23 protein-coding genes are annotated in these 25,683 nt (G+C 49.2%); 9 read left to right on the top strand and 14 right to left on the bottom strand.

Annotated features, from left to right (window positions below; translation table 11 throughout):
* Nucleotides 1–72: 72 nt before the first annotated feature.
* The 11 genes from ACYVK4_RS22760 to ACYVK4_RS22710 form a co-directional block, all read right to left on the bottom strand.
* The gene (locus ACYVK4_RS22760; RefSeq protein WP_461129864.1) at nt 73–417 is read right to left on the bottom strand and encodes a hypothetical protein; all 345 of its coding nucleotides are present in this window, start codon (nt 415–417) and stop codon (nt 73–75) included.
* Between the two features lie 53 nt (nt 418–470).
* Nucleotides 471–1,325, bottom strand: coding sequence for an inositol oxygenase family protein (locus ACYVK4_RS22755; RefSeq protein ID WP_461129863.1), 855 nt, complete (start codon nt 1,323–1,325; stop codon nt 471–473).
* Nucleotides 1,326–1,407: 82 nt separating this feature from the next.
* Nucleotides 1,408–2,406 carry a serine hydrolase domain-containing protein gene (locus ACYVK4_RS22750; RefSeq protein ID WP_461129862.1) on the bottom strand — a complete coding sequence of 333 codons (999 nt, stop codon included), beginning with the start codon at nt 2,404–2,406 and terminating at the stop codon, nt 1,408–1,410.
* A 95-nt stretch (nt 2,407–2,501) separates the two neighbouring features.
* Entirely contained in the window at nt 2,502–4,139 is a 1,638-nt protein-coding gene (locus tag ACYVK4_RS22745) for a sodium/sugar symporter (protein WP_461129861.1), read from the bottom strand.
* A gap of 92 nt (nt 4,140–4,231) precedes the next feature.
* Entirely contained in the window at nt 4,232–5,575 is a 1,344-nt protein-coding gene (accC, locus tag ACYVK4_RS22740; RefSeq protein ID WP_461129860.1) for an acetyl-CoA carboxylase biotin carboxylase subunit, read from the bottom strand.
* 85 nt (nt 5,576–5,660) lie between these two features.
* Nucleotides 5,661–6,131: an acetyl-CoA carboxylase biotin carboxyl carrier protein gene (gene accB / locus ACYVK4_RS22735; RefSeq protein ID WP_461129859.1), complete on the bottom strand. Its 471-nt coding sequence runs from the start codon at nt 6,129–6,131 to the stop codon at nt 5,661–5,663.
* A gap of 92 nt (nt 6,132–6,223) precedes the next feature.
* The gene (gene efp / locus ACYVK4_RS22730; protein ID WP_461129858.1) at nt 6,224–6,787 is read right to left on the bottom strand and encodes an elongation factor P; all 564 of its coding nucleotides are present in this window, start codon (nt 6,785–6,787) and stop codon (nt 6,224–6,226) included.
* 87 nt (nt 6,788–6,874) lie between these two features.
* Entirely contained in the window at nt 6,875–7,858 is a 984-nt protein-coding gene (locus tag ACYVK4_RS22725) for a beta-ketoacyl-ACP synthase III (RefSeq protein WP_461129857.1), read from the bottom strand.
* Between the two features lie 102 nt (nt 7,859–7,960).
* On the bottom strand, nt 7,961–8,902 hold the full coding sequence (plsX, locus tag ACYVK4_RS22720) for a phosphate acyltransferase PlsX (RefSeq protein ID WP_461129856.1): 942 nt from the start codon (nt 8,900–8,902) through the stop codon (nt 7,961–7,963).
* 147 nt (nt 8,903–9,049) lie between these two features.
* The gene (gene rpmF / locus ACYVK4_RS22715) at nt 9,050–9,244 is read right to left on the bottom strand and encodes a 50S ribosomal protein L32 (protein WP_012929722.1); all 195 of its coding nucleotides are present in this window, start codon (nt 9,242–9,244) and stop codon (nt 9,050–9,052) included.
* 57 nt (nt 9,245–9,301) lie between these two features.
* The gene (locus ACYVK4_RS22710) at nt 9,302–9,847 is read right to left on the bottom strand and encodes a YceD family protein (protein WP_461129855.1); all 546 of its coding nucleotides are present in this window, start codon (nt 9,845–9,847) and stop codon (nt 9,302–9,304) included.
* A 129-nt stretch (nt 9,848–9,976) separates the two neighbouring features.
* Here ACYVK4_RS22710 and ACYVK4_RS22705 point away from each other — a divergent pair, with 129 nt between their 5' ends.
* The 4 genes from ACYVK4_RS22705 (at nt 9,977) to ACYVK4_RS22690 (ending at nt 13,452) form a co-directional block, all read left to right on the top strand.
* A complete protein-coding gene (locus ACYVK4_RS22705) occupies nt 9,977–10,882 on the top strand; it encodes an EamA family transporter (protein ID WP_461129854.1) in 906 nt (301 codons plus the stop codon).
* Nucleotides 10,883–10,929: 47 nt separating this feature from the next.
* The gene (locus ACYVK4_RS22700; RefSeq protein ID WP_461129853.1) at nt 10,930–11,139 is read left to right on the top strand and encodes a hypothetical protein; all 210 of its coding nucleotides are present in this window, start codon (nt 10,930–10,932) and stop codon (nt 11,137–11,139) included.
* A gap of 139 nt (nt 11,140–11,278) precedes the next feature.
* Nucleotides 11,279–12,790, top strand: coding sequence for a S41 family peptidase (locus ACYVK4_RS22695; RefSeq protein WP_461129852.1), 1,512 nt, complete (start codon nt 11,279–11,281; stop codon nt 12,788–12,790).
* Between the two features lie 119 nt (nt 12,791–12,909).
* Nucleotides 12,910–13,452: a 3'-5' exonuclease gene (locus ACYVK4_RS22690; protein WP_461129851.1), complete on the top strand. Its 543-nt coding sequence runs from the start codon at nt 12,910–12,912 to the stop codon at nt 13,450–13,452.
* Here ACYVK4_RS22690 and ACYVK4_RS22685 read toward each other — a convergent pair.
* Nucleotides 13,449–16,667 (bottom strand): ligand-binding sensor domain-containing protein, encoded by a 3,219-nt coding sequence (locus ACYVK4_RS22685; RefSeq protein WP_461129850.1) that lies wholly within the window; start codon nt 16,665–16,667, stop codon nt 13,449–13,451. The two genes, ACYVK4_RS22690 and ACYVK4_RS22685, sit on opposite strands and share 4 nt — an antisense overlap.
* Nucleotides 16,668–16,906: 239 nt before the next feature.
* Here ACYVK4_RS22685 and ACYVK4_RS22680 point away from each other — a divergent pair, with 239 nt between their 5' ends.
* Both ACYVK4_RS22680 and ACYVK4_RS22675 read left to right on the top strand, forming a co-directional pair.
* Nucleotides 16,907–19,051, top strand: coding sequence for a prolyl oligopeptidase family serine peptidase (locus ACYVK4_RS22680; protein WP_461129849.1), 2,145 nt, complete (start codon nt 16,907–16,909; stop codon nt 19,049–19,051).
* Nucleotides 19,052–19,382: 331 nt separating this feature from the next.
* The gene (locus ACYVK4_RS22675) at nt 19,383–20,540 is read left to right on the top strand and encodes a hypothetical protein (RefSeq protein ID WP_461129848.1); all 1,158 of its coding nucleotides are present in this window, start codon (nt 19,383–19,385) and stop codon (nt 20,538–20,540) included.
* A gap of 489 nt (nt 20,541–21,029) precedes the next feature.
* Here the strand turns inward: ACYVK4_RS22675 and ACYVK4_RS22670 are convergent, their stop codons facing one another.
* Complete coding sequence (locus tag ACYVK4_RS22670; RefSeq protein ID WP_461129847.1) at nt 21,030–21,542, bottom strand: hypothetical protein; 513 nt, start codon at nt 21,540–21,542, stop codon at nt 21,030–21,032.
* A 698-nt stretch (nt 21,543–22,240) separates the two neighbouring features.
* On the opposite strand from ACYVK4_RS22670, the gene ACYVK4_RS22665 reads away from it, so the two are divergent.
* Nucleotides 22,241–22,969 (top strand): LytR/AlgR family response regulator transcription factor, encoded by a 729-nt coding sequence (locus tag ACYVK4_RS22665; protein WP_461129846.1) that lies wholly within the window; start codon nt 22,241–22,243, stop codon nt 22,967–22,969.
* 92 nt (nt 22,970–23,061) lie between these two features.
* On the opposite strand, the gene msrA is transcribed toward ACYVK4_RS22665, so the two are convergent.
* Nucleotides 23,062–23,637 carry a peptide-methionine (S)-S-oxide reductase MsrA gene (gene msrA, locus ACYVK4_RS22660; protein ID WP_461130357.1) on the bottom strand — a complete coding sequence of 192 codons (576 nt, stop codon included), beginning with the start codon at nt 23,635–23,637 and terminating at the stop codon, nt 23,062–23,064.
* Nucleotides 23,638–23,819: 182 nt separating this feature from the next.
* Here msrA and ACYVK4_RS22655 point away from each other — a divergent pair, with 182 nt between their 5' ends.
* Nucleotides 23,820–24,701 carry a PPK2 family polyphosphate kinase gene (locus tag ACYVK4_RS22655; RefSeq protein WP_461129845.1) on the top strand — a complete coding sequence of 294 codons (882 nt, stop codon included), beginning with the start codon at nt 23,820–23,822 and terminating at the stop codon, nt 24,699–24,701.
* Nucleotides 24,702–24,796: 95 nt separating this feature from the next.
* Nucleotides 24,797–25,678 (top strand): PPK2 family polyphosphate kinase, encoded by an 882-nt coding sequence (locus ACYVK4_RS22650; protein WP_461129844.1) that lies wholly within the window; start codon nt 24,797–24,799, stop codon nt 25,676–25,678.
* Nucleotides 25,679–25,683 lie beyond the last annotated feature (5 nt).

The following is a 25,683-nucleotide window of genomic DNA, read 5'->3' as shown; positions in this document are numbered from 1 at the left end:
AATTAAGAAGGCACAATGTATACAAGTCTAGTTGCATACATTGTGCCTTCAAATGACAGGATAAACGCCTATTTACGGCAATTTTTCGTGCAGATAGGCGAGCACAAGCTGTAAGGTCTGTTTAATTGTCCCCACATCCAGCTTAAGTTCAGCCACGTCCTGCTTGAGTCCACTGACATCCAGCTTAAGTTCAGCGACATCCTGCTTGAGTCCACTGACATCTATCTTGAGTTCAGCGACATCCTGCTTGAGTACGCTAACATCTGCTTCCAGGTTATCAAGTCGGGTGTTGACCTGCTTAAATCCTTCGGTCATATCCCGGCGAATAGCCCGAACGTCAACAGTCAGGTCCGCAACGGCCCTGGAAGTTACCTCATTTTGTTTTTCAACCTGCTCAATGCGTTCTTCCAGATACATACAGCGTTAGTTACGGTGGCTATTTTTCTTTATACAAGGATAAAGAAAAATAGTTACAAACGCAATTTAGCAGGCAGGTACTTAGCGATCAAATCTTCGTAATAAGGCTTCAATTCGCTCACGACGGGTGGCTTTGGGCTCTTTGAGTACAGATCATACGGGTTAAATTTCCGTACCCATTTGAACATCTCATGGTCGTGCTCATCCATCAGGTGATTGTAGGCCTCCTCGCGGTGCTGCGAATAGAACGAGTGGTACCGCATCATGTACAGAGCCGGTTCGGGCATATAATCCTTCATGATCTGGTACAGATATTCATCGTGTCCCCACGACATATGCACGTTGCGGAGGCCGCAATTGGGCGCATAAACGCCATACTTCGTATTATATCGCTCGTCCTGTGAATCGGGGTTGTTGGCAAAATACTCTGGGTACACAATCTTATCTGAATGCTGGCAGCCCACCGGGAAGGTATCGCCTACCACGGCCCACTGAGGCTCTCCGAACAGGCAAAGCACTTTGCCCATGTCGTGTACGAAGCCCGTGAGGACGAACCAATCGGGATGACCGTCGGCGCGGATGGCTTCGGCGGTTTGCAGCAGGTGCTGGAGCTGGTCAAGATCAGTATCAGGATCGGAGTCGTCCACGAGGGTGTTCAGAAACTCCATGGCGCCCCAAACCGGCAATTCTTTTTTATCAAACTTCAGGAACTCGCGCTCCTTCTCCCGCACAAAATCGTAGGTCTGGTAGGTGTGATTTAACCGGTAAAACTCCCGTACGGTATCCCGCTCTGGTGAGTCATAATTCCGGTAATCTTCTTTCGATTTGTGTTCAGGCTCGGGGTAGCGACTGAGTATGTCGTCTTCCCACTGATCGAGGCTGGCAAGAGGGGCAGTTTCGCTGATCATGTCCAAGAATAGTTAAGGGCGCAAATTTAAAAGTTTATTGCTGTCAACCAGCAAGATAGACTAAAAGTTATGTCAAAATTTATCACTGTGTCAGATTATCCAAAACCAGTATATCCGCCAGCTTCTTATAACCTGATTCGGCCAATACATTCATAATGGACAGGGCATTCATTTTGTTATCTGCTTTATTCGAGAAGCAAACCATCAAAAATCCTTCCGACGGTATACTCACAACGTAATTATTGAAGCCACAGGTACTCCCGGAGTGAAATAGAATTGGCTTTTCGGGCTGCCGATAAAACCAGCCCGCTCCATAAAAACTGTCGGCCGTTTGCGGGATCGCCTTACCTGTTCGCGCCAGCACTGCATTCAAATCAAGCAGTTTACTGGTGGAAAGCGCATCACTCCATTTCTGATAGTCAATTAGAGACGTATACACGCCCCCATCACCCTTGGTCGCACTCGTTACACTTTGATCTGAAAAAACGAATTTTTCACCCTCCTTTCGATACCCCATCGCCCTATTTTTAATGGGTTTCCCGGCTTCGTAGACCGTTGACTGGTTCATGTGCAGGGGCAGAAAAATTCGTTGTCGGATAAACGACGCAAACGACTCCCCGGAAACCCGCTCAATGACCAGCGCCAGCAGACAATAGGCTGAATTACTGTATCGAAACTGTGTACCGGGTTCAAAATAAAGTGAATCCCGATTTTTGATCAGCGTTAGCACATCGGCATCCAGCAACTGTTCCCGTTGCTTCGGGTTCATGACGAATTCGTAATCAAGGATACCCGACGTGTGCGTTAGCAGGTGGCGTATTCGTACTTTTTGCCCCACGATTAGGTTAAAATCCGGGAAGAATCGGGTCAACGGGTCATCCAGCGATAGTTTTCCCTCTTTCTCCAGCAGCAGAATCCCCATAGCCGTAAACTGTTTGGAAACCGACGCCATCCTGAAGTTCGTCTCGGGCGTAATTCGTGCTTTCGTTTCGGTGCTGGCCAGTCCGTAACCGTTTTTATAGATCGTTTTTCCGTTCACCATAACCAGCAAGGCCGCTCCCGGCCCGGTCGGTGCGTTCATTGACCGCATCACGGAGTCTAGTCGCGCCGTCATTTGCCCCATTGCCGACAGGCTCATAAACAAACTTACCAATGGCAAAAGCGTCCTCATTGACTCTACCAGAACTTGGTGTACAAAACCGCCAGAATCGCCAGAATTCCAACCGACCCGATGATGAACGACGGCGTTACCCGGAACATCTGCTTGTCCACGACAATGCTTTTGCCCGTTTTGTATCCAGCTGGATCGGTGAGTGACACGACGACCATCAGAACCATGTCGATGCAGAAAACCAGCGTGGTTCGGTGCAGAAATGGAATGGTATCGACCTGTACATCGAACAGGCCCATTACTTCGGGCCAGAATTTGAGCAGGGTTGAAAATGGAATGGTCAGGATCGCCACCGTCATAGCGGCCCGGTTGGTGGCCCGTTTCCAGAAAAAGCCGAGGAGGAAAATGGCAAATACGCCGGGGGTAATAAAGTTGGTGTATTCCTGAATGTACTGATACACCTGATCGAGCGACCGCAGCATGGGAGCCAATAGGATTGCCACGGCAAAGGACGCGACAATGGCCCAGCGCCCCACATTGACCAGTTTCTGCTCCGACGCCGACTTATCAATGTATTTCTTGTACAGATCGAGGGTGAAAATCGTCGAGATTGAATTGCATTTGCCCGCCAGCGAGGCCACGACAGCCGCCGTCAGTGCGGCAAAAGCCAGCCCTTTCATACCGATTGGCAACAGATTCATCAATACCGGATAGGCATGGTCGGGCTTGACAACGCCCGACGCATCAGTCATGGCATCGTGGAAGGGGCCACTCTGGTACAAAACAAACGCAGCAATGCCGGGGATAACGACAATAACCGGAATAAACAGTTTCAGGAAAGCGGCAAACAGAATGCCCGAGCGAGCCGTTTTCAGATCGGCTCCCAGCGCCCGCTGAACGATGTACTGATTACACCCCCAGTAAGACAGGTTATTGATCCACATACCGCCTGTTACCAGAGCCATGCCCGGCAACACCTCATAATGTGGGTGCCCTTTCGGAAAAAACATATGAAAATGGCTATCGGCCTGTTGTTTTATTGTCACCAAACCATTCCAGACGCCCGAAATACCCGACTCCTGCGCCACAAGCTGCAAGGCCAGATAGGTAACGACCAGCCCGCCGAAAATCAGCACAACGACCTGAATAACATCGGTATACCCGATTACCTTCATCCCCCCCAGGGTAATAAAAATAGCAAACAGAGCCAGCCCAATGGTGCAGGTAGTGAATGAAATGCCTACCAGCGACTCGATGGCAATCGCACCGAGGTACAAAATGGACGTCAGGTTGACCAGCACGTAAACTACCAGCCAGAACATAGCCAGAATGGTACTAACGGTATCGCTATACCGCTGCGCCAGAAACTGCGGCATGGTATAAATATGATTTCGGAGATAGATCGGAATGAAGAATACAGCAACAATAATCAGGGTGGCTGCTGCAAACCATTCGTAAGATGAGATGGCCAGTCCCATGGCAAAACCGGAACCCGCCATGCCGATAAAGTGCTCTGCCGAGATGTTGGACGCAATTAACGAGGCCCCGATAGCCCACCAGGTCAACGACCCTTCGGCCAGAAAAAAGTCGGTCGTGTTCATCTGGGCCTGGCGTTTGCGCCGATAGACCCAGTAACCATACCCAACAACAATAATGAAGTAAACGAAGAAAACGATGTAATCGGCCGTAGCGAGGTGATTCATGCAGTAAGTACAAAAAAACGGGGTGTCCTGTCACTAAAGCAGGACACCCCGTTTTTTCTAATGTAAGACTCAAGTTTCCCCTACCCTTACGTTTATAATTTACTAAAATCAAACGTTTCCAGGAAGGCCGTCGTAAACTGACCCGACTGGAATTTAGGATCGTCCATTAGTCGGATGTGGAACGGTATCGTGGTTTTGATACCTTCAATCACAAACTCCTGCAACGCCCGCTTCATCCGCGTGATGACCTCTTCCCGCGACTGACCCGATACGATCAGCTTGGCGATCATAGAATCGTAATTGGGCGGAATGGTATAGCCGCTGTACACGTGGCTGTCAATGCGAACACCGTGCCCACCAGGGAAGTGCAGATTCGTGATCTTGCCGGGCGATGGCCGAAACCCGTTGGCAGGGTCTTCGGCATTGATCCGGCACTCCATGGCGTATAATTTCGGGGTGTAGTTTCGGCCCGAAATTTCGGCACCGGCGGCTACTTTTATTTGCTCCTTGATCAAGTCAAAATCCGTCACCTCTTCGGTAATGGGGTGCTCAACCTGAATCCGGGTATTCATTTCCATGAAGTAGAAATCCCCGTGCTTATCAACCAGGAACTCCACGGTTCCGGCACCTTCGTAACCAATAGCCTGAGCCCCTTTGATGGCGGCTTCGCCCATTCTCTCCCGAAGTTCGGAGGAAACGATAGGCGAAGGCGTTTCTTCAATCAGTTTCTGGTGGCGACGCTGAATCGAACAATCCCGCTCCGACAGGTGACACACCTTGCCGTATTGGTCGCCCACAATCTGAATTTCGATGTGACGAGGTTCTTCAACAAATTTCTCCAGATAGAGGCCATCGTTGCCAAAGGCCGCACCGGCTTCAGTACGGGCATCGTTCCAGGCTTTTTCAAAATCCTCTTCTGCCCGTACGATCCGCATACCGCGTCCACCACCACCGGCGGTTGCTTTCACGATAACCGGATAACCCATTTCGGCTGACAGTTTCTTGCCCTGCTCTACAGACTCCAGCAGTCCGTCAGAGCCGGGAATAACGGGAACACCGGCGGCTTTCATCGTGGCTTTAGCCGTCGACTTATCCCCCATACCGTTAATTTGCTCGGCGGTGGCACCAATGAATTTGATCCCATAGTCGGCGCAGATCTGAGAGAACTCAGCGTTTTCGGAGAGGAACCCGTAGCCGGGGTGAATGGCGTCGGCACCAGTTACTTCGGCCGCCGAAATAATGCTTGGAATACTTAAATACGATAATTTGCTAGTGGGCGGACCAATGCAAACAGCCTCATCAGCGAAACGCACGTGCAGGCTATCGCGGTCGGCGGTCGAGTAAACGGCCACTGTTTTGATACCCATTTCACGACACGTGCGGATAATCCGCAACGCGATCTCTCCCCGATTGGCGATTAATATTTTCTTGAACATAACTTAAAGAGCGAAAGAGTGAAAGAGCGAAAGAGCGAAGGTGCTAGAATCACTCTTTCGCTCTTTCGCTCTTTCACTCTTTAAATTAGATGGGTTCTACCAAAAACAGCGGCTGGTCGTATTCGACTGGCGTGGCGTTTTCAACAAGAATTTTCACAATGCGGCCCGAAACTTCCGACTCAATTTCGTTGAAGAGTTTCATGGCTTCGATGATACAGACCACTTTGCCTTCGCTTACCGTGTCGCCAACTTCAACGAACATCGGCGATTCGGGGTTAGCCGACCGGTAGAACGTTCCGATCATCGGCGACTTGATGGTGATGTAGTTTGAGGTATCTGCCTTAGGAGCGGCTGGTGCCGCAACAGGGGCCGCTGGAGCGGCTACCGCCTGTTGTACGGGGGCAGGTGCCGCGGCTACGGGTGCAGGTGCGGCTACCGGTGCGCCGGAGCCATACCGTTTGACGCTGATTTTCAGGTCAGTTGTTTCGATGTTAACCTCGTCTAAACCAGATTGCGAGATGAAGTCGATAAGTTGCTGTATGTCTTGTGTGCTCATAGTTCAGAAGTGAGAAGCGAGGAGTGAGGAGTGAGAAGCAGAGGCAGACATGGTGTCTTCTCACTCCTCGCTTCCCGCTCCTCACTCCTCGGTTATTTCACTCGTTCTACGTAATCCCGGGTACGGGTATCTACTCGAATTTTCTGACCTGACTCAATAAAGAGGGGAACCATGATCTTGGCCCCCGACTCCACTTCAACCCGCTTTTTGGGGCTGTTTGCGGTATCGCCTTTGATACCCGGCTCAGCGTAGGTCACTTCCAGTTCAACGAACGGAGGTAATTCGCACGAGAGTGGTGTATCGCTCTCAGCATTGATCAAAATTTCAACTTCCTGACCTTCTTTCATCAAGTCGGCTCCATCGATGAGTTTATCATCGATGTTAATCTGATCGAACGATTCCTGGTCCATAAAGTTAAACCCGGCTTCGTCTTTGTAAAGGTATTGGAATTTCCGACGCTCCACACGGACGGGATAAATTGTTGCCCCCGAGTTGAAGGTGTTATCAATTACCCGGCCTGTGGTGAGGCTTTTTAATTTCGTGCGAACGAAAGCGGCTCCTTTGCCTGGCTTTACGTGCTGAAATTCAGTTATTTGGAATAGATCGTTGTTGTAATTAAGAACCAATCCATTACGGATATCTGCGGTCGTTGCCATGTGTAATTTGTATGAAGTAAGCTATATGATGTATAATGTAGGCCGCAGGTTAAAGCATATATCCTATATCATACATCATACATAAAATTAATACGCCCATTTTACGTAAGCGGCTCCCCAGGTGAAGCCCCCGCCAAAAGCGGCCAGCACCAGATTATCACCTTTCTTCAACTGCGATTCATAGTCGAACAGGCAGAGCGGAATGGTAGCCGCCGTCGTGTTGCCATACTTATGGATATTCATCATAACCTTGTCGGTCTGAATACCCATTCGATGGGCTGTAGCGTCGATAATGCGTTTGTTAGCCTGGTGCGGCACGAGCCAGGCAACATCGTTGCCGGACAGGTGGTTACGCTCCATAATCTCCGCCGACACATCGGCCATGTTCTTGACGGCAAATTTAAATACCGATGGGCCATCCTGATACACATAATGCCATCGTTTTTCAACCGTCTCGTGGGTGGGTGGGTACCGGCTGCCGCCTGCTTTCTGGAACAGGTGGTTCTGCCCAACGCCATCCGATTTGATGATCGTGTCCAGAATACCGAAACCGTCGGTGTTGGGTTCGAGCATGACGGCCCCGGCGCCGTCGCCAAACAACACGCAGGTGGTTCGGTCGGTGTAGTCCGTAATAGCCGACATTTTATCAGCGCCTACGACAATCACTTTTTTGTACTTGCCCGACTCGATAAACTGCGAGCCGATGGTCAGGGCATACAGAAACCCGGAACAAGCTGCCTGAATATCGAAACTACCCACATTCCGAATGCCCACCATGTCGCAAATCAGGTTGGCGGTACATGGAAATACAAAATCGGGGGTTGTCGTTGCGCAGATCAGCAGTTCGACCTCTTCGGGTTTGGTATTTGTTTTTTCGAGCAAACCTGCCACGGCTTTTGCCCCCATGTGGGAGGAGCCCATGCCCTCACCTTTTAGAATGTGCCGTTCTTTGATACCCGTCCGGCTAGTAATCCATTCGTCATTTGTATCCACCATACGTTCCAATTCGGCATTGGTTAGCACGTAATCGGGAACATAGCCGTGGATTCCAGTTATGGCAGCTTTACTCATAAGATGATAGTACGCATAGTTATCAGTTAATGAAATCCGTGGTCAGGTATTTATGAATCAGCAAACAAAGTCTGCCGGCGATTTATAGATACCTGGCTGCGTCTAACTGAGGGCCTGTGCAATTTTAGTGTATGCGTCGGACTCAACCTGCCGAATGGCCAGATTAATCATATTTTTGATGGCTAACGGCGATGAGATCCCGTGGGCGATAATCACATTTCCGTTCACCCCCAGAATCGGACTGCCACCAACCGATTCATAGTTGGTTTTATCCAGAAATTCATCACTGATACCCCGTTGTGCGGCTACTTTATAAAATGACTCGCCCAACTTAAACATTGCGTTTCCGGTAAACCCATCCGTAATAATTACGTCAGCATGGCCGGCGAAGAAATCGCCCCCCTCCATGTTGCCAACAAAATTAATCCGGTTGTTATCTTTAAGAAGCTGGTGGGCAGCCTGCGCTACCAGCGACCCCTTTTGCTCTTCGGAGCCAATATTCATCAGCGCCACACGAGGCCTGGTGATATTAAAGGTCGACTGGGCATAGATAGAGCCTATTTCGCCAAACTGTGCCAGCATCTCGGGTTTACAATCGGCATTGGCACCAATATCGAGCATGACGGCATAGCCGCCCGTTAGCTGAGGGACAAATCCGGCGATGCATGGCCGCAAAACGCCCTCAATGGCTTTTATACTAAACAAGGCTCCTACGTGCATAGCTCCGGTATTACCAGCGCTGCAAAACGCATGCACCTTCTTTTCTTTCAAAAGTTTAAACCCAATCCCTATGCTGGAATTGGGCTTCTGAGAGAGCGCCTTGGTTGGGTGCTCACTCATGTTGATAACATCCTCTGCATTTACCAGTTCAATATTGGTAAATGCCTCATTACTATACTTTTGAATTAATTCCTCTACAATAGCCTGTTTGCCAATAAGCACAATAGCTACATGTTGCGGCAATTCAGCAGCGGCCATCAATACTCCCTCTACGATAGCTTCGGGAGCAAAATCGCCACCCATTGCGTCCACTGCAATTTTCATTGACTCCGTTCGTTCAATACCTCCCAGTTAAGCTGGCCTTTAAACTAAAATGCGCGTAAAAATAGGTAGGTGACAGGCAATAAAAAAGTATTTCGCGTTCATCTTCGGAAAGACGTCAACGAAATACTTTTCAGAAATAGGTGAGATTTAAGCGGTTTTCGCGTAATTCTCAATGATCATTTGTCCTTTGTAGAACAGATTGCCTTCAAAAACGTGGGCGTGATGCCGCTCGTGTACTTCGCCGGTTTGGGCGTCGGTTGACAGCGCTACAGGTGTAGCCTTGTAGTGCGTTCTGCGCTTATCGCGCCGGGTGCTGGAGTGGCGTCGCTTGGGGTGTGCCATGTCAAATTAAAGTTGTCAGTTATCAGTTTGAAGGTACGGCCCTTAGACCGGAACCAGTTAATTATCACTCAATTTTCGCAAAGCGGCCCAGCGAGGATCAATGTCCGGCTGGTCGTTTGCATCGTCATTATTCGCGTCGGTGTCAGAACTGTAGATAAGCTTCACGTTCTGGTCGTCATCATCGTCGTCCTCATCCCGAAAACGGGGATGCAGACGCTTCATCGGCAGCGACAGGCTGATGAACTCAAAAATGTACCGCGCCACATTAATAGTCGACGTGTTCCGTTCAATGAGTTCAATCTCGTCGCTCAACTCTTCGTTATGGTCGCCAAATTTCAACAGCATTGTCTGCTGCGTATCAACAACCTCATCATATTCATCAAGACTACGGTCGCAAACCTGTTCGACCGTACCCACAATGTGAAAGTTCAGACGAATCATCGTTTCCGACTTTTCGAGAACTACATGGGTCCGAACATTGCCCGCTTTGATCAACTCCTGGTCAAGTGCGGCAAAAAACGCATTATCCGACGTAAAGTCGTATTCGTAGCGTTTGTTATCCAGCCCAACAATGTGGATGTCGTATGCGCGTAATGGGTTCACCTCGTATCTCCTCCCAAAAAATAAGACCGCAAAGGTACGAAACGTTTGTGAATCAGGAAAGTGATGGGCAAAAAAAGGTTTTTACTTATTAATTTATCCGTTGAAAGGCCGACTTTTAAGGGTCTCCCTATGCTGCTAACCATCGTTACCGTCACATCGTTTGCCGTTCTGACCCGTATTCTGGTCAATCCGCTTCAGAATGTCTTTCAGAAACAGTTGACGCAGCGACTGGCCAATCCGCTGTTTATTATGGCAGTCACCTATGGTGTGCTGACGCTGACCTGTCTGGCATTCTGGCCGCAGCTTCGTTTTGCCGATCTGCCGGATGCCTTCTGGCCCAATATGGTGTTCACCAGTTTATTTGCCATGTTCGGCAACGTTTTTCTGGTCAGGGCCATTGGCCTGGGCGATTTATCGGTGCTGGGGCCTATCAATGCCTATAAAGCGGTGGTCGGTATGCTGTTCAGCATGTTCCTGCTCCACGAAATTCCCGGCTGGTGGGGACTGATCGGCATGCTGTTGATCATTGCCGGCAGCTATGTGGTCCTGAACGATCGGCGAAGGGAAAGCTCCTCTGAGCAAACGAGCCTTGTACCCCTCTGGAAACGGCCGGAAATAAAGTTACGGCTGGCCGCGCTGGTCTTTTCGGCTATCGACGGCACATTCCTCAAAAAAGCGATTCTGCTTTCGACGCCAACCACGGCCTTCTTTTACTGGTGCCTGCTGGGTTTTGGCTTCACGTTTGTCTGGATTGCCCTGACAATGCGGGCAACCTGGTGGGCGCAGACGAGATTACTTTTTTCGCAGAAAACCACCTATCTCGCTTTGTGCATTACAGCGGGGATCTCGCAACTGGTAAGCAATGTAGCATTGGCCAATATGCCCGTCGGCTATGCGCTGGCCCTGTTCCAGATTTCAGCTTTGATCAGCGTTTTTTTCGGCTACCGTTTTTTTAATGAACAGGGAATTCTTCGAAAGCTGATTGGCGCAGTGATCATGGTAGGAGGAGCCGTATTAATTACACTCCTTGGATAACCATCCTTCCCGATTACGAGTTATCGTTACCAAACTATTCATCTACTATGGCACAGTACCAACTTGTTGAAAAACACGCAATTGAACATCATAATGAATATTATGAGGTTCGGACAACGCAGGATAATGACCAGTCGAAAAGCCTGTTCTTTACCACCAATGAAGAAAATCTGGAAGAAGTCGCCGGGGCAATCGTGGCCGATCATCTGCCCGGTGTGAAGCACTGGACCGTTATTCCGCACCGGAAAGACAGTTGATTGAGGATGGAAAAGGACCGGCCACGAAATTTTAATGAAGTATTGAACAAATATCATTGATTATAGTTGCGCCAAAGTTTATCTTCACGGAACAAATGCCGAGAAGCCCTATAGAGCTTCTTTGACCGTAACGTGAACGATGAAGATTAAAAAAACGCTAACTCTACTTGGTGTATTTATCAGCTTAGGTTTACAGCTTTCATTGGCCCAGGTGCTCACACCGGCCCAGACCCGTACCGATCTAAGTTATTTGAAACGAAAACTCGATTTGCTCCATCCGGGCATGGGTTATTACACTCCTCACGCCCGGATGGAGCAATTGTATGACTCGTTATACAATCGGCTAACCTCGCCCATCGACTACCTGGCCTTTTTTCATCATGTCAGCCCGCTGGTGTCTGCCATTAAGGATGGTCATACCAACCTGAACCACCGAAAAAATTACATCGGCAAATCCACGCGTTTTTTGCCCTTCTACATCCGGCCCGTCGAATCGCAGTATTATATCAGCCATAATGTATCGTCGGACTCTACACTCCAGCGCGGCACGGAACTGCTAACCATTAACGGGCGGTCCGTGGCCGACATACACCGGGAACTGATGGAAGCTGACCACTCGGGCTCCGATGGCGATAACCTGACCGGGCGTCGTCAGTGGAGTCTGGTCCAGTTTGCCGATTATTATGCCGCCTGGTTTGGTTCAGCCGATTCCGTTACGATCACTTGCCGACTTGCAGGTGACACGCTCGTTCAGCAAAAGCAGATCCGGTGCCTGAGTCTGGATACCTTCCGCACCCGGATGCAGCGCCGTTATGGAGCCGAAATTGACCGTCGGCCAAATCTCTCTGTGCGCATGGTCGATACCCTCACCCACACGGCCGTTCTGCGCATTTCTACCTTCATGGGTATTAAAAAGAAAGATCCGTTCCAGTGGGCGTTTAACCGTCGGCTGAAACGGGCGTTCAAGCAAATTCGGGAGGAAAATGTACAAAATCTGGTCATTGATATGCAGGGAAATGGAGGAGGAATTGTGGTCAACTCGGCCCGTTTGCTGCGGTACTGGATGCCAAAGCCGTTTCGGATCATGAATCAGGAAGAGATGAAGAAAGCGGCCCGTGCCGAACTCGTTACCCGCTGGAATCCTTTCTCGGCTCTTAACTTCAGTCTTCAGTACCGGGCCAACAGCCGGGGGGGCTTTGCCAGTCGTTCGAGCAACCGTCGGTATCGGCCACGGCATCGGGATGCTTTTTCCGGCAATCTGTACTTTCTGATGAATGGCGCGTCGTTTTCGGCAACGACATCGGTACTGGCCAAAACGCTTGATGCGGGCATGGGCACTTTTGTGGGCGAAGCCAGCGGCAGTGCCTACTGGGGTGATTTTGCGGGGCATTTCAAAACCGTTACCCTGCCTAATTCCAAACTTCAGGTGCGCATCCCCCTTAAGAAATTGACCCACGCCGTTGAGACGGACCGTGCCAACGGCTTTACGGTTGAACCGGACTTTATCGTGACCCGTAATTTTGATGACCTGATGAGCAACCGCGATTATGTGCTGGATTATGCCTTACGGCTCATTCGGGAAGGCGTTGTTGTACGGCCGGGGCACGACAAACAGCCTGTGCGGAACCGTTCATTGCAGGCTTCACGTTAAACATGTACCTTTATACTGTATTCGGTTCATTGTTTACGGAATTCGATGGTGATTTTAAGTCAGGTTGAGGCAGTTGCCCACCCCATCGAAGGTCATAAACTGCCGTAAACTATTCGTTTGTGTATTGTATCGTTGACGTTGAAACGACTGGAGGCATCAAAGGCCCCACTCGGCTTACCGAAATTGCCATCTTCCGCCACGACGGGCAGCAGGTGGTCGACTCATTCCACTCGCTGCTCAACCCGGGCTGTCCCATTCCGCCATTTATCCGCCATCTGACGGGTATCTCCAATGAAATGGTTGAGAATGCACCGACGTTTTCCGATGTGGCAAATGAGGTTCTTGACATCACTAAGGATGCCATTTTTGTGGCCCATAATGTGGGGTTTGATTTTGGGTTTATTCAGAAAGAGCTGAACTGGCTGGGGCATGACTTTTTTCGCCGGACGCTCTGCACCGTTCGTACGAGCCGCAAACTGCTTCCGGGCCATCCGTCCTACAGTTTGGGTAAGCTTTGCCGTTCACTGGAAATTCCGCTGAATGGCCGTCACCGGGCTCAGGGCGACGCGGCTGCTACCGTGCTGCTGTTCGAAATGCTGTTGCGTCATGATGCAAACGGCTTAATTCCGCGTATTACTCCCCGTATCGAGTATACTCCCTAATCAGGTAAGAAACTATTGGTTTGCAACTTGCCGGCTGGCCGCTTATCCGCAAAACGTACAGGCACCTCAATAGTGGCTTGAACACCCTGTCCGGGCTGTGTTTGCCAGGCAATTCGTCCACCCAGAATCGCCACTCTCGATTCAATATTTCCAATGCCCAGCCCGGAGGATTTCTTTTGGGTTTGTTCGTACTGAAAGCCGCGCCCGTTATCCTGATAAACGAGAATGATCCGGTCGGCTTGCCGAACCATGTGCAGTTCGATCTGATCGGCGTTGGCATGCTTGATTGAGTTACTGAGCAACTCCTGCGTTATTCGATACAACATCACTTCGGTATCGACCGCAAATCGGCTGCTCTGCTCGCTTAGCTCAATCGGTTCGAACAGCGCATTGACAACGCCACTGGCTGTTATCCGGGAAAACAATTCCTCTACAGCAGCTATATACCCATGTCGTTCCAGCGTTTGGGGGTTCAGTTTGCGAAGCAGATTCCGGACATCGCTGATGGTATCATTAATCAATTGAAAGATCGTTGTTTTGAGTGCCAGAATGGGCAGTGTTTCACCAGCCTGATGGGTGAGCTGCGTGGTGTATAGTTTTATAGTCGCCAGCCGGGTACCAATTTCATCGTGAATATCCCGGGCAATATCTTTTTTCACCTGTTCCTGAATGTCATAGGCCAGCCGGAGCTGGGCGGCCTGCTGCTTACGGATACTGTTCTCCCGCTCCCGTATCCATAACCAAACCGCAGCCACCAGCAAGAGCAGGACCAGCAAAATGAACGGCCATTTCAGCCAGAACGGCGGCTCAATATGAATGGCCAGGGTTTGGGTATGGGTGCTCCAGTGCCCATCCAGATTGGCGGCTTTTACCTGAAAGGTATAATTGCCGGGGGGCAGATTGGCATAGCGGACATAGTTGCGCTCGCCCGCCATTACCCAACGATCGTCGTAGTTTTTGAGCTGGTACTGGTAGGTGTTATGTCCGTTGCTGGCATAATCGAGGGCGGCAAATTCCAGCGAAATTGTGTTTTGCGTATGATCAAGCACGATCCGTCGGGCTTCGCCAACGTAGGTATCGCTCACAAAGGGCTCCTCATTGACACTTAACGAATAAATATGGACATACGGGTTAAATGAGCTACTTCGAAACGCATCGGGAAAACAGCGGTTAAACCCATTGACACCGCCAAAATACAGTTCGCCGGAGGCCGATTTCATAAACGCATTACCATTGTATTCGTACCCCTGCAGGCCATCATTGATTCTGAAATTTTTGATCGTTTGGGTCGATGGATCAAGGCGTGATATACCCCGGTTTGTGCTCATCCAGATGTTGTTCTGGGCATCGACCAGCGTTCCGTACACAAATGAATTGGCCAGCCCCTGCCGCTCGGTGTATAGCCGAAAGCGATTGGTCTGGTCAGTCAGTGCCACCAGCCCGCGGTCGCAGGAAAGCCAGATCGTTTGCTGACTGGTGTCGGGTCGAATATTCAATACAGTATATCCTTTCAACCCAGACTTGATGAACTTCCAGGCCTTCCCGCCGTTAGAAATTCCGTTCGCATCGGTTGGCTCGGGCAACTGGTAACAGTAATAGCCATTCAAGAAGGTGCCTACCCAAAGCTGATGCGCTACTGGATTATACGACAAACTGAAAATGTTTTCGTTGGCCAGCACCGGCACTTTCGTCCAGCTTCGTCGTTTTGTGTTAAGGGCATACACCCCGTTTTCGGTAGCCGCCAGCAGCACCGAGTCCGAAATGCTGACCATATTCCGAACAAAATTATCGCCGACCAGGCTCGTTGTGGACGAAGCGAACAGAATGGGCGTGAATGTTTTTGTATTCGGTTGGTAGCTCAGCACCCCGCCCGTCACCCCAACCCAGATGCGCCGTTGCGGATCGCGGTAAAGACTTTTGATGATGGTTCGGGAGAGACCCGTTTTTATCGGTGCCTTTGTCAGGTGACGTTCGATAATTCGATTGCTGCGCGGATCGATGACATTAATACCATTCTCAGTCAGTACCCAAAGCCGGTCAAATCGCTCCTCCAGAAAGCCCCGAATCGAGTAGTTGCTTAGTTTCTGAATGGCCGGCAGCGTATCCGTTACCTGACGCTTAACAAGCCCCCCAAACAGGAACGCATCGGGTAGAATGCGAGCCAGCCCATCAGGATCTGTGTTTGCCCAGATAATGCCCAAATTATCGACATAAACCTTACTGATCTTAAATTCTTTCAACCGTCGGCTATTGTTGGCAAAGTCGGCTACCCGCCCAAACAGCTGAGACCGTTTCTCGAAATTGACAACCCCGTCCTCCTGTGTGCCCAGCCAGAGCCGACCGCGCTGGTCGGATGCAATACTATAAATAGCACTGATGGGTTTTGTCCCTATTTTATCGTAGGCCTGGTAGGCCAGCCGGCGGTAATCAAAGCGAATGAGCCCGCCATTGGTACCGATCCAAGCGACATGATCTTTATCGATGAAAAAAGAAAATACGACCCTGGGTGGCCCAAATTTGTTCTGGGGATGGTTGCTGAAATAATGAAAAAGGGTCTTTTCACGAATGTTGTACCGCATGATGCCCATGGGGGCATGCAGCCATATGTCGCCCGAGGGCGTTCGGACGGTAGAGCTCTGCAGATCATATTCGCGGGTGGGGTGAAGCGAGGTCGACAGGATGGTCTTTTGCCCCTTTCGGTAGTCGAAACGAACCAGGCCTTCGGCATCGCTCAAATAGAGTAATTCGGTTTGGTTGACAAAAAACGGAAGTATGCGGCTAACGACTTTCTTCTTGTTCTTAGCCGATGTATTGGTAAAAAAACAATCGAACCGATCGCGCTGGCGGTCGTAGCGGTTGAGTCCCTCTTCGGTGCCAACCCATAGATTGCCATCGGTATCCTCAACAATACCAAAAACGTTGATACCCCGAATCGTACCCGGCAGAACGACCCCATTCTTACCCAACGAGGGGCGAAACGTACGAAAATGATGCCCGTCGTAACGGTTCAGGCCATCCTGCGTACCGAACCACATAAACCCCCGGCTATCCTTCAGCATGTAATAGACCGACCCCTGCGTCAGGCCATCGTTCACACCCGTATGGTCTATCCGGTATACGGGAGGAGGAATAGCTACGACCGGTTGCGACCGTCCTGTCTGTTGCCACAGGCAACAGATGAATAATTGAACACAGATGCAACATATAATTCGCATCACTCTCGCGTACAGCTATAGGAAGGTTACTGTAAATGAGCTATCTATTTACTAAATATCCAAACCAAGTGACGAAATAAATACGAGTGGGGCCGGTTCTGACGGGCGACCGAAGAATCCACCTCCTCCGGTTACTTATTTGTTTTTTTGGGCCAGCGGCTGTAACTAGTCATCCATTTCATCACCACACGAACAAATTTCTGTCTATGCGTTTTCATACCTTATCACGATTGCTCCTTATGTTGAGTTCGTCTGCAGTATTGGGCCAGACAACAAGCCCTATTACCTACCCCGTTGCCCGAAAAACCGATCAGGTCGATACCTACCATGGCACTCCGGTAGCGGATCCCTATCGATGGCTGGAAGACGATCGGTCAACGGAAACAGCCGACTGGGTAAAAGCCGAAAACAAAGTCACCTTCGACTATCTGTCCCAGATTCCCTACCGCAGGCAGCTACAGGACCGGCTGGAGCAGGTTTACAACTACCCAAAATATTCTGCACCGTTTGGCAAGGGAAACAGCAAGACGGAGCGGTGGTTTTATTTCTATAAAAACGACGGCCTTCAGAACCAGGCCGTATTATACCGGCAGAAAGGCCTCGGTGCCGGGGCAGACGCATCCGCGAAACCCGAACTCGTTATCGACCCAAACAAACTCTCGACCGACGGCACAACGCGCTTAGGCGCTTTTTCTCTCTCGGGAGATGGCAAATACGCCATCGTCGGCTTATCGAAAGGAGGCTCCGACTGGCAGGAATATCAGGTAATGGACCTAACGACCAAAACGTACTTACCCGACAAAATTGAATGGGTGAAAGTATCGGGAGCGGCCTGGCAGGGTGATGGCTTTTACTACAGCCGATATCCCAAACCGGAAGGCAGTGCCCTGGCCGCCAAAAACGAAAACCACCAGGTGTTCTTTCACAAACTAAATACGCCCCAGTCGGCCGACCGGCTGGTGTATGAAGATCCCAGCCACCCGCAGCGGTTCCATATTCTGAGTACAACCGACGACGAACGGTTCGCCATTTTATCCATCAGCGACCGTGGACAGGGGAAGGCGGGCAACTCACTCCTGTATCTCGACGCCAGGTCAGGTACTGCACAAAAAACGTTTCAACCCCTCGTGTCCGAGATCACCGATTTCAGCTACGATGTCATTGACAACGATGGCGACCGGCTCCTGATTCTAACCAACGAAAAAGCGCCCAACAACAAAGTGGTTGCTTTCGACACAAAAAAGAAGGCGTTTTCAACCCTCATCGGCGAGAAGCCGGAGCCCATTGCCGAAGGAAGTGTTCGTGCGGCTGGTCGAAAACTATTTGTCGAATACGCTAAAGACGTAACCTCTAAAGTCGAACAGTTCGACTATAATGGTAAGTCGGAAGGGGAAGTCAAACTGCCGGGCATTGGTTCGACGAGCGGCTTCGGGGGCGAAAAAGAGGATACGTTTGTGTTCTACACGTTTACATCCTTCACCTTTCCGCCAACGATTTACCGGTACGATATCGCGACCCGAAAAAGCACGGTGTTTCGTGCGCCCGAAGTTGACTTTACGCCCACCGATTACGAAACGAAACAGGTGTTTTACACCAGTAAAGACGGCACCAAAGTGCCTATGTTCCTGACTTACCGGAAAGGGCTGAAACTCGACGGTACAAACCCAACCCTGCTTTATGGCTACGGTGGTTTCAATGTGAGCCTGCCGCCGGGCTTCAGTCCGCTCCGAATTCCATTTCTGGAGCAGGGTGGCGTTTATGCGCAGGCCAACTTACGGGGTGGCAGTGAATATGGCGAGAAATGGCATGAGCAGGGGATGAAGCTAAAAAAACAAAACGTTTTTGATGATTTCATTGCCGCAGCCGAATACCTGATTGCTCAGAAATATACCAGCCCGGCCAAACTGGCCATTCAGGGCGGTTCGAACGGCGGCCTGCTGGTGGGCGCGGTCATGAATCAGCGGCCCGATCTTTTCCGGGTGGCCATTCCACAGGTGGGCGTGATGGACATGCTCCGGTTCCATAAGTTCACCATCGGCTGGAACTGGATCGCCGACTACGGCAGCAGCGACAATGCCGATGAGTTTAAGGCGCTGTATGCCTATTCGCCCATTCAGAACATCAAGCCGGGAATCAACTATCCCGCAACCCTGATCACCACCGCCGACCACGATGACCGGGTTGTACCGGCGCACTCGTTTAAATATGCGGCTACGTTACAGGAGACATATAAAGGAGCAAACCCGGTCTTGATCCGAATCGATACTAATTCGGGCCACGGTGCCAGCAACACGAAAAAGAACATCGAAACCACCGCCGATATTTATGCTTTCATCCTTTGGAATATGGGCGTAAAGACTCTGAAAGAAGTGGCGAGCAAGTAGATAACTGACAACGAAAAAAGGCCCTGACACGGATGGATGTCAGGGCCTTTTTTCGTTGTCGTCCATTTGATGTTATCATCTGACGGAGCAGTTGATTTTTTAACTGATCAGGCTGTCCAGGGCGGCAATAAGTCCTTCAACACCTGTCATGTGCCGCGGTCACTAAACGGAGACTTGGGCAAAAAAGCACCGTTCGTCAACTTATGCGTGCCGAAAATCAACTGCAAGTATTCATCCCTGTCAATAAACATATCTTTGGCCATTGACTCTGTTTCTGACGGAGCAGGCTGCTCTGGAACCATTTATCCCACCATATTCAATAATACCTGACATGCATACGTACCGGACAACTCGTTCTTTAGTTTTATCGAGATGGTTACTCCTATTGCTGATGGGTATCGGCTTTTCATTATCCATACAAGCACAATCTCTACCCATTCCGGACAATGTAACCAACGAATTTGTATTGAAGAGAGATACGACAAGAGGTATTCACCATCTATTTCGTGCCAGACGTATAGGTGGTGTCGTAAACATCGGTTTGGGTCTGTATGCACTTTCAGCCGGAATAAGATTGACAGACGCTGGTGTGATTGGAGGTAGTGCAAACAATGGGACTTATTCGTTTAACTCGCCAAGCCGTTCTCCATCATTCCCAACCTATGTCTTATCCAGTCTGCCAGGCAGCCTTATTGTAAGCGTAGGTATCTCTAAATTGATACGATTTGAGAAGAAAAAGGAAATTGACCTGCTTGCCGCCTATGAAAGGGGCACACCCCTACCGGCAGAAATTCAACGTCGGCTTAATGGAAGGCATCTTGTGTCGTCTGCTCAGCTTAAGCCAGCAACTATTCCAATTCTTTCGGACACATTAATCAATCCGTCTGCGGTTGCTGCAGAGTCCTTAGCAAGCGCGTCCGGGGTTGTACCAGATACCCTAAACACGCCTGTAAGCAAGCCAGTACTCATGACTGTCGCAGCAATCCTGCATAGCGATACAGTTCGGGCAATTCACCGTTTATTCAGCAGAAGACAGGGTGGCAGTGCCGGTAATATTGTGCTGGGGATTCTATCAATAGGTAGCGGCATCGTCATGGCGAAGTTAGTACGTGATGTGTCCAATGGATTTTTGGCTGCACTTGGCACAATTGGTTCATTTGGAAGTTCGACCCGTTATACACCGGCTACATCCCCGACGGGGCTTTCGTTTAGTTGGCCGGGAATTCTGATAGCTGGTCTTGGTATCGCTAAAGGAATACGATTTAGCCAGAACAGAGAATATATACTTATTGACGCTTATGAAAATGGAGTGCCGTTGCCAGCTAAAATTAAGCGGAATTTGGAGCCCAAATTTTTTAATCAACGAAAGACAACAGTAGCTTCAGGCTCACGATCGGCCTGCTATCGTTTCAAGGCTATTCCAGGCAATACGTTTACTAATACCTTACAACTGGAGGCAGGGTTGGGCCCATGTTCGAAGAAGGTATAATCTATGCCCGAGGATTGATAACGGACCCCAGCCCCATAGAAGAATTCGAATCGTGAGCGGTTGTTTCTAGCGATCTGAAAATCTGTGCCCATCTTCATGTTAACACAATTCACCCAATAACGGAGAGTGTACCTCCAGTGGTGTCCGACTTACTTTTAGTAGAAGCAAAAGCGATCAAGAGTAAATACTGCGCGTAGGAAAACGTGAAGTGAGTTACCGTATACCGTCGCCCGGGGAAAGCATCGCTCCGCGAATAGAATACTATCGAATTTCCCTGCTGTACTGGCCGGGGTGACCCTGTAGAAGAAAGCCAGTTAGTTGTTTGGGGAGACGTAAACAATCAACCACTGGCCGGACGTAAGAATTTCAGTAGCGGCAGGCTTTAACAAGGCCAGAAAACAAACAATCCCGGCCATTTGGTAGCCAGGATTGTGTGGGGGCACTGAAAAATAACTACTACTGGCCTCTCGAAGTGGCCGATTGAAGCTATTACAATTTAAGCGTCAAGCCTAACTTAAGCGTTGCCAGGCTGGAACCCAACTCAGCAAAACCACCTAATTTCTCAGAGAAGAAGTAACGGCCACCAATGTGAATAGGCAAATAAACGGTGCCATAACTATCAAGATAGCCACCATACGAAAAAGAGAAGTATGAAAGGCCAATCCCTGCATACAGGTCCGCTTTATCGGTGGTTAAATTAAGGAGATCATTGAAGTGATAAGAGCCCCGGGCACCAATATCAAATGAGTTATATTTATACGTTCCAACACTACCGTAGCTTCTGTAGCCCACTACACCACCTACAGTGATATTTTTAGCTACGCCAAAATCAGCGGCTGCGTTGAGGCCAATCCCCCCCCCACCGGAATAATATCCATATCCGCCAACACCAATACCAAGGTTAACAAACTTCGTTCCTTTGTCGATGGCAAGTTGAGCGAATGACTGAGTTCCTGCTAATAACCCGAGAACTAATAAAAAACAAAAGTTGAATTTTTTCATGAGACTGAACTGATTTATGTTAAAACCTGGGACAAAGTAAATGCGAATCGATTGGGGTACCAAGAGTAGAACCACCTCACTTATTAATCGGTCAAATAATATTGTAAGTATTTAAACAGTACATCTTATCTACCGTCTAAATACAATAAGTCAATTCTTTAAATTAAACAGAAACATTACAATATTTTATTCGGACGATACCACTATAGAGTCTTTTATAACCTATTGGTCACCTTATGGCACTATATATTTTTAAAGATAGAGGTTTGGACCGTTGATCTTTACCTGTGTATATAATTTTTGACATATTCCTTCCAAGACAAACACTGCTACTCAAGTAAGCCACTTTATTTCTATTTGAAGTCTGCTATACTCTATTTAAGCCAACTTGTATGAGAAGCTCCTTTGTTGCATTGAACTAGACAGACCAATCAAAACACGTTTTTATTCGATCATAATGTCCGCTGCAGCCCGCCCAAAAAGGGCATTTTTTATGTAGTGAAGCTGAATAGATAAATGACGGTTAATACCATACAGAACATTATAAATCGAATTAGGAGCAAAATCAACTAGCATTTGAAATCCGTGATATAAGGATAAAATATTATCCAATATTATATATATACTTTAGACCGCTACCTAGATACATAAAACATAGGATAATAGATCGAACTGATTATATTAATCGAAGAACTACGATGATAGCTAAACAGGCAATCGATATACTTATTGTGGAAGATGATCAGGCGGAGGCTTCCTTATTGAAACAATCTGTTGAGAATATTGGCTACGAAAAGCCGATGGTGGTGACAACAGTAGAAATGGCTCATAAAATAATCATCGACCATACCCCTGCTATTATACTTTGTAACCTCTTTCTGGACAATTCCCCAAAAGGGCTGGATTTACTTCGTGATTTCTCAGACCAGAGTAGCCGATTTATCATGGTCACGAACTGTACAGAAAAGACCTATTATGAACAGACAAAACGGATCGGTGTAGGTGGTCACATCATTAAACCGTTTCACTACCTCACCCTTCAGTCTATCATTGACCAACTCCTGGCAATACCCACTGCAACGGCCTCTCCTCTGACTAACTATCTATTTATCAGAGTAGCCAAAAACAGAAAGGTCCGTATCGATTTCGCGGATATTTTATACCTCTACTCCGAGCGAAACTATATGTTTATCAAGACGGCAGATAAACTTTACACCATCAAACGCTCCCTTGTCAGCATGCAGGAAGACCTCGATGAGCGCTTTGTCCGAATCCATAACAGCTACATCATTAATATAGACCACCTTCAATCTATCGCTTCGTCGACGGCACTCATCCATAAATACATCCTGCCCCTGGGACGAGCCTACCGGAAGAACCTAACCGGCAGGATTAAGGCGAAGTCCCAGAAAGAGGTTGCGGCATGACCCTGGCAGAGACGCTATAGATCTCCCTAAACAAATAAATCCGAAAGGATGGCTCCCTTCGGATTCAGTAACCCGTCCATTTCTGCAACGTCCTATTTGCTGAGTACTTGATCAGCAGGCTTCAGTTTCTCTTTGAATACCTTTTTGAATTTGTCCACTTTAGGCGCAATGACAAACGCGCAGTATCCCTGATTCGGGTTGTTGGCAAAGTAACTCTGGTGATACGCTTCGGCTTCGTAAAAGGTAACAGCAGGGCTGATTTCCGTTACGATTGGCCGGTCATAAGCACCCGCCTTGTCCAACTCCGTTTTCGCTGTTTCGGCCAGTTCTTTTTGCTCGTCGTTATGATAAAAGATCACCGACCGGTACTGTGTACCTACGTCTTCGCCCTGGCGGTTGAGTGACGTTGGATCATGGCTGCGGAAAAAGGCTTCCAGTAATTCCTGATACGTAATTTTAGCCGGGTCGTAGGTCACCTCTACACACTCGGCATGGCCCGTTGTGCCGGTGCAAACCTCTTTATAAGTTGGATTGGTCTTATGCCCCCCCTCGTAGCCGGATACGGCATCAATAACGCCGTCCAGCGATTCGTATAGGGCTTCCGTGCACCAGAAACAACCTGTTCCAAAGGTCGCTTTGGCCAGGTTTTCAGCTTGATTTGTCGTCATAAATGTTTGTTTTGCTTGCCGTACCGCTTGCGTGTTCCGGGTCAGCCCAAAGGCCGATGACAGCCACCTGGTCAATCCGGCAACTTGTTTACGAAGTGTAATGGCAACCATTCGTTAGGTTTGTGGTTGTAAAGTCAACTGAACAACATAACTGTCAAGCGTAAAGTTTACGCCCCCCGCCTGTGAAAGACTTCGACACCAGCCGTTTCCGTTACGACGGCGACAAATCCTTCAAACTAAAAAAAGCCCCCACCAAAGTAGACGATCTCTACGAAAACGATGAGCATTATGAACTCCTGCTTCGGCAACAGGCCGCCGAGATCGACAAATGGCAGGAGCGGATGTATTCCCATAACCGATATGGGCTGTTAGTGGTATTTCAGGCGCTGGATGCAGCCGGGAAAGACGGCACCATTCAGAACGTTTTTACGGGCACCAATCCAGCGGGCGTTCAGGTTTACTCGTTCAAACGACCCACAGATCAGGAACTTGACCATGATTTCCTGTGGCGGAGCTGGCGCGAACTGCCCGAGCGCGGCAAGATCGGCATTTTCAACCGGTCGTATTATGAAGAAGTCCTCGTTACGAAAGTCCACCCCGAAATTCTGACGCAAAACCAGCGGCTGCCCGAAAAAGTAACCGAAGACCTCGACAAACTTTTCAAACACCGGTATGAGGCTATCCGCGACATGGAGACCTTTTTATACCGCAATGGCTTCCCAACGGTTAAGTTTTATTTACACGTTTCCAAAGAGGAACAGGCCGACCGGCTGATTGCCCGCATTGAGGACCCGGAGAAAAACTGGAAGTTCGAGGAAGGCGATGTGAAAGAGCGCGACTTCTGGGATGCGTATCAGGATGCCTACGAAGCCTGCATCTCCGAAACCGCTACGGACAAAGCCCCCTGGTACGTTATTCCGGCCGACGACAAGAAGAACATGCGCCTGCTGGTAGGCAGTATCATTATTGATGAGCTAAAGAAGCTGCCCATCGAAAATCCCGAACCCGACGAAAAGCGGTTCAAAGAACTGCAAAAACTTATTGCCGTTATTAAGGCTCAATAATGTAAGGCGGCTTTCCAGCCGCCATCTGGCTACCGTATAATAGAACCAGGCGGCTTTCCAGCCGCTTTACTGTACGTCCATTTTTACCCAACGCTATGAAAAAGATAAACACAAAGGAATTCCGATACGATGAAAAACGGCCGTTTTTAAGCCAGGAAACGCCCACGCTCATCGACCCTTTTTATACCGATGAAGCAGACCAGAGTCGCCAGCTGGATGAACTGGCTGACCGCATGGATCAGGCACAGAATCGCATGCACGCCGATGAACATTACGGCTTGCTGGTTGTATTTCAGGCCATGGATGCTGCCGGAAAAGACAGCAGCATCCGTCGGGTATTTAAGGGTGTGAATCCCTCCCGCTTCAAGATCGCCCCGTTCAAAAAGCCGGAAGAAGGCGATTTGAAGCACGATTTCCTTTGGCGTTTCTGGCAGGAACTACCCGAAAGGGGCCACATTGGTGTATTTAACCGGTCGTATTACGAGGAAGTGCTGGCGCTGCGGGTACACCCCGAACGCTTACAGGAGCAGTATATTCCGGAAAACCTGTTGCCTACCGACGAAAAAACGCTCTGGAAACAACGGTTCGGCGACATTGTCCACTTTGAGGATTATCTGTTTCGCAACGGATTTCCCATCGTGAAGTTCTATTTGCACGTAGACAAAGAAGAGCAGGGAAAACGGCTCATTGCCCGCCTGGAAGATATCGAAAAACAGTGGAAACTGAGCGAAAACGATCTGGAAGAACGCGAATTCTGGCCCGACTACCTGAAGGCTTACGAAGATACCCTCAACGCAACAGCTACCCGGCAAAACCCCTGGTACGTGATACCCAGCGACGACCGCGTTAATCAGCAGCTTATCATCGCGCACATCCTGACTGAACTGCTGGAATCGCTGCCAACCCAGTTTCCGAAAACTGATGAAAAGGAAGCCCGGTCCTTAATCAGGAAAATAAAAAAGCAGGACAGTAAATGAGAGAA

This window comes from Spirosoma aerophilum, assembly GCF_054782495.1.
Note: the sequence above shows the minus strand (reverse complement) of the source record. Positions and strands in the feature narration are given on the sequence as shown.